This window comes from Micromonospora sp. CPCC 206060, assembly GCF_036906895.1.
Lineage (GTDB): Bacteria > Actinomycetota > Actinomycetes > Mycobacteriales > Micromonosporaceae > Micromonospora.
The window spans coordinates 1-13,698 of the sequence record NZ_JBAKHU010000105.1 but is presented as its reverse complement, the minus strand read 5'-3'; the positions used below and the strand labels follow the sequence as shown (position 1 = coordinate 13,698).

The window sequence follows — 13,698 nt, the reverse complement described above, 5'->3', positions numbered from 1 at the left end:
CGCCCATGATCCCTCATCCCGGACAGCGCTCCTGGTAGTCAGAGGCTTACCCGGAATGGCTCAATCGGTCGTCGCCCGGAATCCGCTAACGGCTTCCGGGCGACGACCTGTTATTCATGCTCGCGTTTATTCGACGGTTAGGCGGATCCGTCGGCGCCGGGCCGAGAGGATCGCGACGATGCCTATGATCAGCAGAATCACGCCTGCGACGACGATGGTGACCGCGTTCGCGCCGGTTATCGGCAGACCAGGGCCATCGTCGCCCGCCCCACCACCGTTGCCGGTGCCGTCATTCGACCCGCCGCCCGCGACCGGGGCACCCGGCTGGCCGACGGTGTACGCCCGTTCCACGGTGTCGGCGGTGACCGGGGACTTCGCTTGGAAGTAGTCGACCAGCACGGTGAGGTCGTTGTCGCCGGTGGCGAATGAGTCGCTGCCGTCGCCGAGTGCGGCGAAGTTGTCACCGCCGGAGGCCAGGAACGAGTTCACGGTCACCCGGTAGGTGCCGTTCGGGTCGATGACCTTGCCGTCAAGGAAGATTCGGTCGGCGATGACGCGGTTCCCGGCGGGTCCGTTCGGGTCGTAAACGTAGCTGAAGCCCTTCGAGACACCCAGGTGGAGGAAGGGCCGCGATGCGCCCGCGGGTTGCCACTGCTGCTCCAGCGCTGCCTTGATCTCTTTGCCGGTGTACGACCTCGTGATGAGGTCGTTGGCGAAGGGCTGGACCGCGGCGGCGTCGGCGAACGTCACACTGCCGTCCGGACGCTTGATGAGGTCGGCGCGTAGGCCGCCCGGGTTCATGAAGGCGATCTGCGCCCCACCCCGGTTGGTGGCCTTCGTCGCCTCCAACTGGACGTCCGCGATGAAGTTTCCGAGGACCGACTCGTTGCCGCGGTCCTCCGCACCGTCCGCAGCGACGGCACGCTTGATGTCGGCAGTGATCTCGCCGATCTTGACCTTGCCCTGGATGTCGGCCTCGGCCTTGGCGTCGGCGACGAGCTTCGCGACCGCAGGGTCCTCCGGGTACCCCTTGATCGGCAGGACGGCGCCCTCGGCGGCGGTCACCTTGCCGCCGGCGATGGTGAGCTTGACCTGGTCCAACGCGTCCCCGTACCGACCGGTCTGCATGACCAGCCGCTTGTGTCCCAGGTTCGGGACGTCGTAGGCGCAGTTGTACGAGACGTGGGTGTGCGCGGAGATGATCACGTTGATGTTGGCGCTGGCACCTGTCACGATCTTGCCGAATGGGGTGGCCGGATTCGCCACACCGGTGCAGGCGGTGGTGTCGGTGCCGCTGGTTTCGGAGCCCTCGTGCACGAGCAGCACGACGGCGTCGACCTTGTCGTCCGCCTTCAGCTTCGCCGCGACGCGGTTCGCTTCCGTGGTCGGGTCCTTGAACTGCAGTCCATGGATACCGGCGGGTGAGACCAGCGACGGCGTCTCGACGGTGACCGCCCCGACGACGCCGATCCGGACGTCGCCGACCGTCAGCACGGTCGACTCCTCCAGGCGGCCTGGAGCAGGCTCGCTGCCCCGGTAGACATTCGCCGCGAGATACGGGAAGCCGCCGCGCGGAATGACCCGGTCGTTGAGGTCGTCGAAGCCGCGGTCGAGTTCGTGGTTGCCCATCGACGATGCGTCGAGCCCGATCATCTTGAGGAAGTCGAGCGTGGGCTCGTCCTTCTGCACGAGCGAGATGAACGGGGAAGCACCGATGTTGTCCCCGGCCGAGAGGACCACCGTCTTGTCGTTGGCCGCCGTCAGTTGCTTGATCATGCCAGCCATCTGCGCGGCGCCGCCAACTCCTGCGGAGGGTGCCTCAAGACGGCCGTGGAAGTCGTTGAAGCCGAGGATCTGCACCTCGGTCGCGGCAGCCTGCGCGGGGCTGGGCGCGACGCCCAGCACGACCAGTGTCGTGGCGACCGTGGCCACGACAGTGCGGACAAGTTTGGAACTCAACTGATACTCCTAACCATGAGTACGCCGACACGGCGCACACGCACGAGAGTGCTGATCTTCGCGCTCCTGATGAATATTCGGTATGAACGCTGAGTAAACGATTCGCGATGACAGCGCGACCGGACTCTTCTTGCCTACGCGTGAGCGGGATCCTGACCGACGCCTTGCGCGTTGAGGGCTTGCCAGACCCGGTCGGCGGTCAGCGGCAGGTCGGTGCAGCGGATGCCGGTAGCGTCGCGCAGCGCGTTGGCCAGCGCAGGAGCGACCGGGTTGAACGGGCTCTCGCTCATCGACTTCGCACCGAGCGGCCCAACGGCGTCGTTGGTCTGGGCGAAGTGGACTTCGGTACGTGGAATGTCAGCGAAGGTCGGCAGGTGATACTGGCGGAACGCGGCTGTCCTGACCACACCACCCGGGTCGACACGTACCTCCTCGTGGAGAGTCAGCGGCGGCCAGCCCTCGTCGGTCAAGTCGAGGAGCCGGCGGAGGTGCTGCTGTGGCTCGGAGAACAGGTACGTGCCGCCGGCCAGCCACGCGTCTCCCGGTTGCCACGGACCGGCGGCCGCAGCCGCTACCACCGCGTGCACCGTGTTCAGGTCCACAACCCCACACCCCGTCCCGGAGCCCGGTCGGCTCACCTGCCAGTCATCTCAGATGCTGTTGAGCAGCTCCACGGCCGGATCGTCGTGGAACGCCGCGCTGGTCAGTGGAGAGCCGCCCACCATGTCGCCGGCGCCGACGGTGATCGAGACCCGGTGGTCGCGGCGGGCGTCGGCCCGCAACCGTTTCACGTACGTTGCCAGGTACTCCGCGCCGCCGGCTGGGACGCCGTTGACCAGACCGGCGCTACCGGTGGGGGGATCGATCGCCCCATGAAAATCGTTGATGGCGAGGAGGTTCCCGCGCACCGCTTGCGCGGGGGTGGCCGTTGTCGAACGTCAACGCCACGGGGGCCATCGGCTGCCACGCCGCAGCGGAGTCCACCTGCCCGCCGCGGGATACTGGCACGAACAACAGCGCCGCGACGATGACCGCCGCGACGATCGGTGTCGTGAACCGTCCTGATCGATACCGCTTGCTCAACACATCACCTTCCCGGGTCTTCCGATGTGGTCTTCATGACTAGATACGACGGCGGGTGCGTGGGCGATCGACGGCGACGAGGTTCGCGCCCGCCCGTTACCGGATCGTGTGAGTGCTTACTGTGACGGCTCGTCGGTTGCCGTCAGCGCGACGTACGCCGGCTTGATCACTTCGTCGATGATCTTCAGCCGCTCGTCGAACGGGATGAACGCGCTCTTCATCGCGTTGATGGTGAACCACTGGAGTTCCTTCCAGCCGTAGCCGAAGGCGTCCACCAGCAGGGCCATCTCGCGGGACATCGAGGTGCCGCTCATCAGCCGGTTGTCGGTGTTCACCGTCACCCGGAAGCGCAGGTCGCGCAGGAGCCCGATCGGGTGGTCGGCGATCGACGCGGCCGCCCCGGTCTGCACGTTCGAGGAGGGGCAGAGTTCCAGCGGGATGCGCTTGTCGCGGACGTACGCGGCCAGCCGGCCCAGCACCGGCGGGTTCCCGGGCGTGATGTCGTCGACGATCCGGACGCCGTGCCCCAGCCGGTCCGCGCCGCACCACTGGATCGCCTGCCAGATCGACGGCAGCCCGAACGCCTCACCGGCGTGGATGGTGAAGTGGAAGTTCTCCCGCTGGAGGTACTCGAAGGCGTCAAGGTGCCGGGTGGGCGGGAAGCCCGCCTCCGCGCCGGCGATGTCGAAGCCGACCACCCCGGTGTCCCGGTGCCGGACGGCCAGCTCGGCGATCTCCTGCGACCGGGCGGCGTGCCGCATCGCGGTGAGCAGCGTGCCGACCCGGATCGGGTTGCCCGCATCGGCGGCCAGGGCGCTGCCCTCCCGGAACCCGGTGACCACCGCGTCGACCACCTCGTCCAGGGTCAGGTTCTGCTCCAGGTGCTGCTCGGGGGCGAACCGCACCTCGGCGTAGACCACCCCGTCGGCGGCCAGGTCGAGCGCGCACTCGCGGGCCACCCGACGCAGCGCGGGCCCGGTCTGCATGACCGCCACGGTGTGCGCGAAGGTCTCCAGGTAACGTTCCAACGACCCCGAGTTGGCCGCTGCCACGAACCATCGCCCCAACGCGGCTGGATCCGTGACTGGTAGGACGTGACCGACCTCCGCCGCCAACTCCACGACCGTCTCCGGCCGCAACCCGCCATCGAGGTGGTCGTGCAGCAGGACCTTCGGGGCATGGACGATCGTGTCGTAGCTGGGCACCGGGTCTCCCATCGGCGAGCAAAAAGGGTCTTCCATGGGCGAGCAGATTTCTCTTCGATTCGGTCGGGCGGCGCGGGACGGCACACGAGCCGTCTCCGGCCGCCCGTCGAGCGGCACAACAATCGAATCAACACGGGAAAATGCGAACAATGATCGCCGGGTACGAGAAGCGTCGGCGCGTGGACGGAGTGTTCGTGCGAAGCGACAGGTCAGCCGGGGGCGGGTTGATGGATTCGGAGCGCGAGGTACAGGTCGACCCGGTCGTCGAACCTGCCCAGGTCCCTGCCGGTGAGCTCCTCAATCCGTTTCATGCGGTAACGCAGGGTGTTGACGTGCAGATGCAGCTGTCGCGCGCACTGGCTCCACGATCCACCAAACTCGAGGAAGACGCTCAGCGTGCGCACGAGGTTGGCCCGGTACCGTCGGTCGTACTCGAGGACTGGCCCCAGCACGCGTTCGTGGAACGAGTTGCGTGTCGCCGTGGGGACACCGGCGATGAGAAGGGCATGCGTCGTGATCTCGCCGGCGCAGCGTACGCCGGTTGGTCCCGTGCCGGCGACGGCGACGGCGTGCAGTGCCTCTTGGACGGCACCGGTCAGTGCCGCGCTACCGGTTGCCACGTTGCTCACCCCGACGGCCAACTGTCCCCGGCCGATGCCGGGCCGGAGCGTCTCGACGCCGCGGCGCAGCCGCGCGACCACTTCGTCGGCCCGCGGGTCGGTCCCGACGGGACCGTCGCCGTCAAGCCGGAGTATTGCCAGGGCCGTGTCGGTCGACGGAGCGGTGGCGGTGGTCAGGCCGGTGGCGGCGGCGAAACCTGTCGTGCTCACGAGGTCGGCGAGGAGCGTGACCACGAGGTCGGCGGGGGTGAGCAGCCCGGTGAGCCGGGCCGCGACGGCGAGGAACGCCGAGCCGGGCTCCAGCCCGCCGGCCCGTAGGCGGCTCGGTAGGTCGGCCGCGTCCGCGGCCAGCGCACGTTCGATCTGGTCGGCGAGCCGTCGCTCGACGCGCGCCGCCTCGTCGGCCTGGACGCGCTCCAGCGCCGCGAGCCCGACGAGTTCGGCGGTCACGTCGGGCGGCACCGGCTCGTCCGATCGCCCGGTGCAGGCGAGGGTCCAGGAGGCCAGGCGGTGTTCGGGACGGCCCCGCACTGTGTGCAGCGAGTAAGTCACGTCGTCGATCCGGACTTCCGTCGGCACCCTGCTGCTGCCCAGGAACGTGGCAGCGAAGCGGTTGGCCAGGGACTGGTCGAGGGGGTCGGTTCCGTACAGCAGGCGTCCGGCGGGAGAGACGAGCCAGCACCGCGCCCCGAGATCGGCGGCGACGGTGGACAGCAGGTCCGCAAGTCGTGCACCGCCGGCCATCGCGGCGACGAGACCGCGTTGCCGGCCCAGAACCGTTGCCAGCCCGGTTGCCCGCTGCGCCCAGAACGACGTGGCGACGACGTCGCTGATCTCGCGGAAGGAGACTTCCACAGGGACCTCAAACAGCGGCATCTCGTATTGCTGGCACGCGATGAGTAAATCCTCCGGCACGCATCCGAAGGCTGCGGCACCGGCGCCGATAGCGGTTGCTCCCATCGCGGCGCAGGCCGCGACGAAAGCTGCGGAGTCCGCCGGCGACCGTCGCCACATGAGTCCGGTCAGGACGAGCTCGCCGCCCGACATGTAGCGCTTGGGGTTGAGTAGATCGGTCACGAAGACCCGGGTGACCGGTTCGTCGAGCTGCGCGTGGCCGGTCAGCAGCCGCAGGTGCAGTCCGGGCCGATGGATGATCTCGCGCAGTGAAGTCGGAGCGTTTACGCGCACCCTGCATTCTCCTTCCTCGTGTGCCGCTGGTCGGTGGCTACGCGGCGATCCGGTAACTCCGCCTCATCACGGTCTGGACGACCCGGGCGCCCGACAGGCAGGTGCCGGCGAGCGAGCGGCGCAACCGGGGGACGGCGACCTCGAGCGTGGTCATCCGGGGTGTTGAAGGCGCAGCCGCTGCGACGTGTCTCCCAACGGGCGAACACGCAGCCGAGCTCCCGAGCCAGGACCCGAAAGGCGACCATCGACGCCGGCTCGCGACGAGAAGCGCTGCCAACGGGTGGCGTCGTCGCTCCCACGCCAGCGACACCGTGAAGCCGGACAGCTTCCCCACGCGCACCTCCTGTAACCTCGACGTGACCTGCTCGTACTGACCACGGTCAGCTGGCCGGTCGCGTTCACGTTGAGTAGGTGCCAAAGAGTGTCTCGGCAGGACTGCCGTAACCACGCCGACCGCTGATACCGAATCGGTGTCGGTTCGCGCAGTGTCGGTGACGAGGCCTTGGCTCTCGCGATGCCGAATCCACGATCTTGCGGACAGGATTTTCGATCGGATCAAGCAGCGAGCCGCGGCGTCGTCGGCACCGGGCGTGGGATGCCACTCCGGTCGGGCCAGCCGAAGTGGCATCGCGGGTGGGCGGTCGAGGCCGCCGTTACCGGAGCCGGGCGGCCGGAGCCCGGCGGACGCGGGCCACTCCGACGACCGTCCCACTACGCCCGGTCGCTCCCGTCGGTGGTCGACCCGACGTGGCGTATCCGCGCCCAGACCCGGTCGCGGGTCAGGGGCAGCGCGGTCAGTCGCACCCCGGTCGCGTCACGTACGGCGTTGCCGAGCGCGGCCGCGACGGGGTTGAACGGGCTTTCGCTCATGGACTTGGCGGCGTGTGGGCCGAGGGGATCGGCCGTGTCGGCGAAGAGGACCTCGGTGCGGGGCGCGTCGGCGAACGTCGGGATCCGGTAGTCCCGGACCACGCTGGTGGTGACCCTGCCGTTGCCGTCGATCAGCAGGTTCTCGGTCAGCGTGGTGCCGACGGCCTGCGCCACGCCACCCTCCACCTGACCGCGGCACTGCACCGGGTTCAGCACCGTTCCGGCGTCGGCGGCGTGGACGCTCCGGAGAATCCGGATCTCGCCGGTGACGACGTCGACCGCGACGCGGAACCACTGCACGTTGAACGCGACCGACCGCTCCGCGCCGTCGGCATGTCCGCTGGCCTCCACGCCGTCGCCCACCCTGTCCGCAGCCTCCTGGAGGGCGCGCAGCGAGATCTCCCGGTCGCCGGCCCGGACCGCGCCGAGGACCAGTTCGCACTCGTCGGGCCCGACGTCGAGGCAGGTGGCGGCGAGGGTCAGCAGGCGCTGCCGTAACCGGGTCGCCGCGCGGAACACGGCGAGCCCGCCGACGACGGTGCCGGTCGATGCGAACGCGCCGGTGTCGTGTTCCACCAGATCCGTGTCGGACTGCCGGATGCCGATGAGGTCCAGCTCCGTTGCGAGGACGTCGGCGGCGATCTGCCGATGAACCGTCGTCGATCCGTTCCCGAACTCCGCGATGCCGGTGTCCAGCTGGAATCGACCATTCGTGGTCAGTCTGATCGCGGCGCGGCCGTGGTGACCACCGGGCGGCCCGGTGGCGATCATGCCGATGGCGAGACCTTCCCCGAGGCGCCACCCGGACGGGAGGTCGGACCCCGTGGTGTCCCCGTCGACGGCGCCGTGCACGAGGTCGAGGCACTGGTCCAGGCCGTAGCTACGGATGCTCAGGTCCTCGGCGTGCCCGATGGGGGTGACCAACGGGTCTTCGGGGCCGACGACGTTGCGCCGGCGGACCGTGACCGGGTCGAGCCCGAGACCGTGGGCGATCTCGTCGATCGCCGACTCGACGGCGAACATCACCTGACCCAGGCCGTATCCGCGGAACGCGCCGGCCGGCATCGTGTTGGTGTAGACGGTGCGGCCGGCGACTCGCTTGTTCGCGCAGCGGTAGATCGCCATCGACTCGGCGCAGCCGTGGGCGAGGACCGCCGGGCCGTGGTTGCCGTAGGCGCCGGTGTCGGCGACGACGTTCAGACACATGGCGGTGAGCGTGCCGTCCCGCTTCGCTCCGAGCCGCACCCGAACTGTGAAGGGGTGTCGGGTCGTGGTCGCGACGAACTGCTCCTCGCGGGTGAGTTCCCACCGGGCCGGCCGGCCCGTGGCCAGCACGGCGAGAAGGACGATGTCCTCGACCAGCATCTCCTGCTTACCGCCGAAGCCGCCGCCCACTCGGCCGGCCACCACGCGGAGGCGTTCCGGTGGGATGTCGAAGACGTGGGCGAGACGTCGACGGGTCAGGAAGGGCGTCTGAGTGCTGGCGCGGATGGTGACGCGCCCGTCCGGCGCGATCCACCCGAGCGCGCCATGGGTTTCTAGCGCCATGTGCTGCACGCGCTGGGTCTGGTAGGTCTCTTCGTAGACGAAGTCCGCCTCGGCGAGCCCTCGGACGACGTCGCCGACCTCGCCGCCGAGCTCACCGGCCACATTGTCCGGGCGGTCGTCATGCAGGAGGGGTGCGCCGGACGCGGTCGCCGCCCGCACGTCGGTGACCGCCGGCAGCGGCTCGTACGTGACCCGGACCCGCCGCACGCCTTCCTCTGCGGCCGCCTCGGTCTCGGCGACTACGACGGCGACTCGTTGGCCGACGAACCGCACCACATCGTCGAGCACGCAGGTGTCGGCCGGGTCGTCGTCGAAGTGCTCGTGCAGCGCAGTCGAGAACCGCCGGTCGGGCGCGTCGCGGTGCGTCAGCACGGCCAGCACCCCGGGAACTGCCAACGCCTGCGTGACGTCGATCCGCGTGATCCGGGCGTGGGGGAGCGGGGACCGCACCACCTTCAGATGTGTCACATCCGGAAGGTCGACGTCGAACGTGAACCGGGCGGCACCCGTGACGACGTCTCGGCCAGCCGGAGCCCCGACGTTGCTGCCCACTGCGTTCCCCGTCGCCGGATGCTCGACGTGCGAGTTCCCGGCCAACGCGTCCTCGATCGACCGGTAGCCGGTGCACCGGCACAGGTTGCCCTTGAACGCGTGCGGCCGGTCGTCGGCCAGACCCTCCGCATGGTCGAGGGCCGCAGCCGTCATGACGAACCCGGCCGTGCAGTATCCGCATTGAAACCCCTGCGCCGCCAGAAACCGCTCCTGCGCCGGATGCAGATCGTTCCCGCGCGCCAGACCCTCGATCGTGGTGACCGCGCGACCCGAGGCCCGGACTGCTGGGAAGACGCAGCTGTGCACGGGCACGCCGTCCACGTGGACGGTGCAGGCGCCGCAGTCTCCCGCGTCGCAACCCTTCTTGACCCCGAACCAACCGTTGTCGCGCAGATAGGTACGAAGGCACTGGCCAGGCGCCGGCAGATGCGCACCCGGGCGTCCGTTGACCGTCGGGGTCACCGTGCCGCTCCCAGAAGGTCCGCTCGAACCTGCTCGACCAGCCGCAGCGTCATGTGCCGGCGCCACGCGGGCAGTCCGTGGACGTCGTCGTGCCAACCCTCGGCGGACACCTGTGCGTCCACCATGTCGACCAAACTCGCGGCCGCCGTCGGGGCCGGGACGCTGACGGTGACCGGTCGGGGGGTCGCCGCCGTCACCGTGAGGCGCAGTCGACCGGATTCGACGTCGAGGTGACCGGTGACGAAAGCCGCCGACCGCCCGAGCGGGTGCAGGCTCGCACGCCGCACCGCGATCCGTCCGGTCAGCTCCCGCTCGGGCAGGTGGATGGCACGCAGGTATTCACCCGGCTGCAACGCCGCCACGCCGGGCTCGACCACGAATGCGTCAACGGGAACCAGGCGCCGCTCGCCGGAGAGCCGACGAACGTCGCAGCGTGCGTCGAACGCCGCCGCGAGGGAGATCATCGGACCGGCGGGCAGGGCGGCGCACAGGTTGCCGCCGACGGTCGCGACGTTCCAGATCTTCCAGGACGAGAGGAACGCGTCGCAACAGCGCCGGATGGCCTCCGCCAAATCGGGCCACCGGGCCGGCGGCCGGTAGCGGGCGAGTGTCGCCACCGTGCAGGTGGCGGCGATGTCCAGCCCGGGCCTGCCTTCGTCGTCGGCAGCCGCCAACGAGGGCCAGCCCAGGACGGTTAGGTCGCGCAGCCGCCGGACGCCTTGCTGGGGACGGGAGAACAGCACCGTGCCGCCGGCCAGCCAACAGTCACCGGGGCGCCAGTCCGTTTCGTCGCCGGGCACCACGGCCTCGACAGTCGGAAGATCCACGTGTCGATCCCATCAATCGCGGACCGGGGCCGACAATTCGTCGCTCCTACAACAAACGGGTTGGTCGAGCGGCCCCGGCTGGACGAACTGACGAGCGTGGTACGGGCCCCCCGGCGCCACGCCCGGGATGAACCTCTCCGCGTCAGCTCGCGCCCGGCGTCGGCCGAAGTCCACCGAGGAGCCGGTCGGGAGCAGGCGTACGCCCGGAATCGTGAGGAGCTCAACGAACTCGACGTCGAGCGTGACCCGGCGGAAGAGTTGGGTGGCCTCGGCGACCGTCCGGGACGGGTACCCGCTGCGGCAGAGCAGCGCCGAAGTCGCGGTCCGCACCAGGTCGTCGACCAGTGCGTGGTCGACGACGCGGCCGTCGACGAGTCGCACGAGGTGGCGGATCCACTGCCACACCTGGGACCGGGTGATCTCCGCCGTCGCCACGTCCTCTAGCAGATTGTCGATCGCGACGGCGGCACAGCCGGGCAGCCACGAGGTCAGGCCGGATCGCGACCGACACGTTTGATCCGAGCCCGTGACGGATGATCGGCCCAGGCAACGACTGCACCAGGCTGCTCTACGCCACCGGCCCGTGTGCGACAACGCTCCCACCAGCAGACGCGCATCCCGCCCACACCGCCACACTGAGGTGTACCAAGGATCCTGGACATGTCCTCCGAGTTGAGAGGATGAGTCCATGCCCGAGCAGCGTCGTCGGTTCAGCCCGCAGTTCAAGGCCGAGGCTGTGCAGATGGTGATCGAGACTGGTAAGCCGATCGCGGTCGTCGCCCGTGATCTGGGAATCCATGACGCGACGTTGGGTAACTGGGTCAACACGTGGCGGCGGGAACACACGGTGGCCGACCAGGACAGCACCCCCGTGGAGGCCGCCCGCGTGAAAGAGATGGAAGACGAGATCCGCCGCCTGCGGATGGAGAACGAGTTCCTGAAAAAAGCCGCGGCCTTCTTCGCCCGGATGCACCCGTAGCCCTGCGGTGCGCGCTGATCGACGCGGAGAAGGCCACCTATCCGATCACGTGGATGTGCCGACAGTTGGGAGTGCCTCGCTCCACGTACTACGCCTGGCGTCACCGGGCGGAGACCGCCACCGCCGCCCGGCGCCGGGACCTGGCCGAACATGTGCGGCGGATCTTCGACGCCTCCCGGGGCACGTACGGCTGCCGGCGGGTCGCGGCAGCGCTGAACCGGGAGGGCATCGCGTGCAGCGTCGGGCTGGTCGCGGACCTGATGCGCGAGCTCGGCCTGCGGGCCTGTCAGCCGAGAGGGCGTACAAGCGGACCACGGTGCCCGGCCGCGAGCCGGTCGTCGCCGCTGATCTCATCGGTCGGGACTTCACCGCACAGGCCCCGGGTGCACGGCTGGTCGGTGACATCACCCACCTCAGAACGGGTGAGGGCTGGCTGTACCTGGCCACCGTCATCGATCTGGCCACCCGGATGGTCGTGGGCTGGCAGACCGCCGCGCACATGCGGACCAGCCTCGTCGTCGACGCACTGGCCATGGCCATACGGCATGGACACGTCCGAGCCGACGCCGTGTTCCATTCGGATCGCGGAGCCCAGGGTGGATTCAACCGGTCGTCGCAACACCTTGTCGGAGAGGTGGAGCGATGGGTATTGGGCCGAGGCAGAAGCAGGTTCGGGAGTATCGGGGTCAGATTCCATCGCCGGGGCGGCCGACGGTGGCGTGGCGGGAGGACCGGGTCAAGTTCTGGGCTGCGATCAGTCGCGGTGTGATGACCGAGGACGCGGCTGCGGCGGCGGGCGTGTCCTCGCCGGTGGGGTTCCGGTGGTTCCGGCACGCTGGCGGCGTGAATCCTGCGTTGCCGTCGAAGGTGTCGGGCCGCTATCTGTCGTTCAGCGAACGAGAGGACATCGCGCTGTCGCGGGCGCAGGGCATGGGCGTGCGTGAGATCGCACGCCGGCTGGGCCGAGACTCGTGGACGATCTCGCGGGAGTTGCGGCGTAACGCCTCGACCAGAACCCGCCGGTTGGATTACAAGGCTTCGACTGCGCAGTGGCATGCGGAGCGTCGAGCCCGCCGGCCGAAGACCGCGAAGCTGTTGGCCAATGAGCGGCTGCGAGAGTACGTCCAGCAACGGCTTGCGGGTGTGATCCGGACTGCGGACGGCCGGCTGGTCGCGGGGCCGCAGGGGCCGCAGTGGAAGGGCCGGAACAAGCCTCACCGGGCCGATCGGGCATGGACGACCGGGTGGAGCCCGGAGCAGATCTCTCGCAGGCTCAGGGGGGAGTGTCAAGTTAACGGCTGATCTTGGTTGTTGAGGTGGTCAGTGGTTGGCCGGGGTGAGCCGGCCTTCGAAGGCGATCTGGAATGCGTTCAGCGGTGCCTCTCAGCGGATGGTCCACCGCCGGCGGCCGGCGCCGGTGGGGTCGAGGCTCATCAAGGCCATGTACACGCACTTCAGTGCTGCGGCCTCGTTCGGGAAGTGTCCGCGGGCGCGGACGGCCTTGCGGATGCGGGCGTTGACGCTCTCGATCGCGTTCGTGGAGCAGATGACCTTGCGGATCTCCACGTCGAAGGCGAGGAAGGGCACGAACTCGGCACAGGCGTTCTCCCACAGCCTGACGATCGCCGGATACTTGCGTCCCCAGGTATCAGCGAACTCGAGGAACCGTTCGGTCGCGGCGTCCTCGGTCGCCGCGGTGTAGACGGGCTTGAGCGCTTTGGCGATCTTGTCCCAGTCCTGCCGGGCCGCGTACCGGAACGAGTTGCGCAGCAGGTGCACCACGCAGGTCTGCACGATCGTGCGTGGCCACACCGTCGCGACGGCGTCCGGCAGGCCCTTGAGCCCGTCGCAGACGAGCATCAAGACGTCCTGGACGCCGCGGTTTTTCAGCTCGGTGAGCACGTGCAGCCAGTGCTTGGCGCCTTCACCGCCGTCGCCGGCCCAGATCCCGAGGATGTCGCGGTGCCCGTCGACGGTGACCGCCATGACGACGTAGATCGGCCGGTTCGCGACCTGACCATCGCGGCTCGGGCAGGTGCAGGTGGGTGCCGTCGATGGCCACGGTGCGTAGGCCCCGGTAGAACACGCCGGGCTGGCCGGGCAGGCCGATGACACCGGCCAGGGTTTCGAACAGACGGCGTAGCGGCGTCGGTCCGATCCGGCGGCGGGCGCGTGAGAGTGAGGAGATGCTCGGCCGGGTCAGGGACAGCTCCGCCAGGGCCGCGGTCAGCTTCCCCCAGGTCGCCCGGTAGGAGTAGTTCTGGAACAGGGCGAGTGCGAGGACGAAGTACACCACGACCCGAGACGGCAACTCCCGTGATCTCTTCGACCAGCAGGCACAGCTATACGAGGCGCTGCTTATCGCGGGCAGTGGTTCACGCTCGCGCTGCCTGCCGCCGAGGTCG

Annotated in this window: 11 protein-coding genes and 3 pseudogenes; 4 read left to right on the top strand and 10 right to left on the bottom strand. The window is 69.1% G+C overall.

What is annotated here, in order from left to right:
* Positions 1-126: 126 nt before the first annotated feature.
* The 8 genes from V6U90_RS30685 to V6U90_RS34065 form a co-directional block, all read right to left on the bottom strand.
* Entirely contained in the window at positions 127-1,959 is a 1,833-nt protein-coding gene (locus tag V6U90_RS30685; RefSeq protein WP_334444179.1) for a bifunctional metallophosphatase/5'-nucleotidase, read from the bottom strand.
* 134 nt (positions 1,960-2,093) lie between these two features.
* Positions 2,094-2,561 (bottom strand): hypothetical protein, encoded by a 468-nt coding sequence (locus V6U90_RS30680; RefSeq protein ID WP_334444177.1) that lies wholly within the window; start codon positions 2,559-2,561, stop codon positions 2,094-2,096.
* A 48-nt stretch (positions 2,562-2,609) separates the two neighbouring features.
* On the bottom strand, positions 2,610-2,867 hold the full coding sequence (locus tag V6U90_RS30675; protein ID WP_334444175.1) for a hypothetical protein: 258 nt from the start codon (positions 2,865-2,867) through the stop codon (positions 2,610-2,612).
* 291 nt (positions 2,868-3,158) lie between these two features.
* Complete coding sequence (locus V6U90_RS30670; RefSeq protein ID WP_442933704.1) at positions 3,159-4,247, bottom strand: adenosine deaminase; 1,089 nt, start codon at positions 4,245-4,247, stop codon at positions 3,159-3,161.
* Between the two features lie 209 nt (positions 4,248-4,456).
* A complete protein-coding gene (locus V6U90_RS30665) occupies positions 4,457-6,055 on the bottom strand; it encodes a helix-turn-helix domain-containing protein (RefSeq protein ID WP_334444171.1) in 1,599 nt (532 codons plus the stop codon).
* A 711-nt stretch (positions 6,056-6,766) separates the two neighbouring features.
* A complete protein-coding gene (locus V6U90_RS30660; protein WP_334444169.1) occupies positions 6,767-9,487 on the bottom strand; it encodes a molybdopterin-dependent oxidoreductase in 2,721 nt (906 codons plus the stop codon).
* Entirely contained in the window at positions 9,484-10,314 is an 831-nt protein-coding gene (locus tag V6U90_RS30655) for an FAD binding domain-containing protein (protein WP_334444166.1), read from the bottom strand. Before V6U90_RS30655 ends, V6U90_RS30660 begins: the two co-directional genes overlap by 4 nt.
* Positions 10,315-10,326: 12 nt before the next feature.
* Positions 10,327-11,004: a hypothetical protein gene (locus V6U90_RS34065; protein WP_442933703.1), complete on the bottom strand. Its 678-nt coding sequence runs from the start codon at positions 11,002-11,004 to the stop codon at positions 10,327-10,329.
* On the opposite strand from V6U90_RS34065, the gene V6U90_RS30645 reads away from it, so the two are divergent.
* The 4 genes and pseudogenes from V6U90_RS30645 to V6U90_RS30640 all read left to right on the top strand — a co-directional run.
* Entirely contained in the window at positions 11,003-11,293 is a 291-nt protein-coding gene (locus tag V6U90_RS30645) for a transposase (protein WP_334444160.1), read from the top strand. The genes V6U90_RS34065 and V6U90_RS30645 overlap by 2 nt on opposite strands.
* A gap of 53 nt (positions 11,294-11,346) precedes the next feature.
* Positions 11,347-11,577: pseudogene (locus V6U90_RS34060) on the top strand (IS3 family transposase); the annotation flags it as partial.
* Entirely contained in the window at positions 11,526-12,062 is a 537-nt protein-coding gene (locus V6U90_RS34055; protein ID WP_442933702.1) for a DDE-type integrase/transposase/recombinase, read from the top strand. The pseudogene V6U90_RS34060 and the gene V6U90_RS34055, both read left to right, overlap by 52 nt.
* Positions 12,008-12,568 (top strand): annotated as a pseudogene (locus V6U90_RS30640) (transposase); the annotation flags it as partial. The gene V6U90_RS34055 and the pseudogene V6U90_RS30640, both read left to right, overlap by 55 nt.
* Before the next feature lie 111 nt (positions 12,569-12,679).
* Here V6U90_RS30640 and V6U90_RS30635 read toward each other — a convergent pair.
* Positions 12,680-13,318, bottom strand: a pseudogene (locus V6U90_RS30635) (IS256 family transposase); the annotation flags it as partial.
* Entirely contained in the window at positions 13,218-13,604 is a 387-nt protein-coding gene (locus V6U90_RS30630) for a transposase domain-containing protein (protein WP_334444182.1), read from the bottom strand. The gene V6U90_RS30630 and the pseudogene V6U90_RS30635, both read right to left, overlap by 101 nt.
* Positions 13,605-13,698 lie beyond the last annotated feature (94 nt).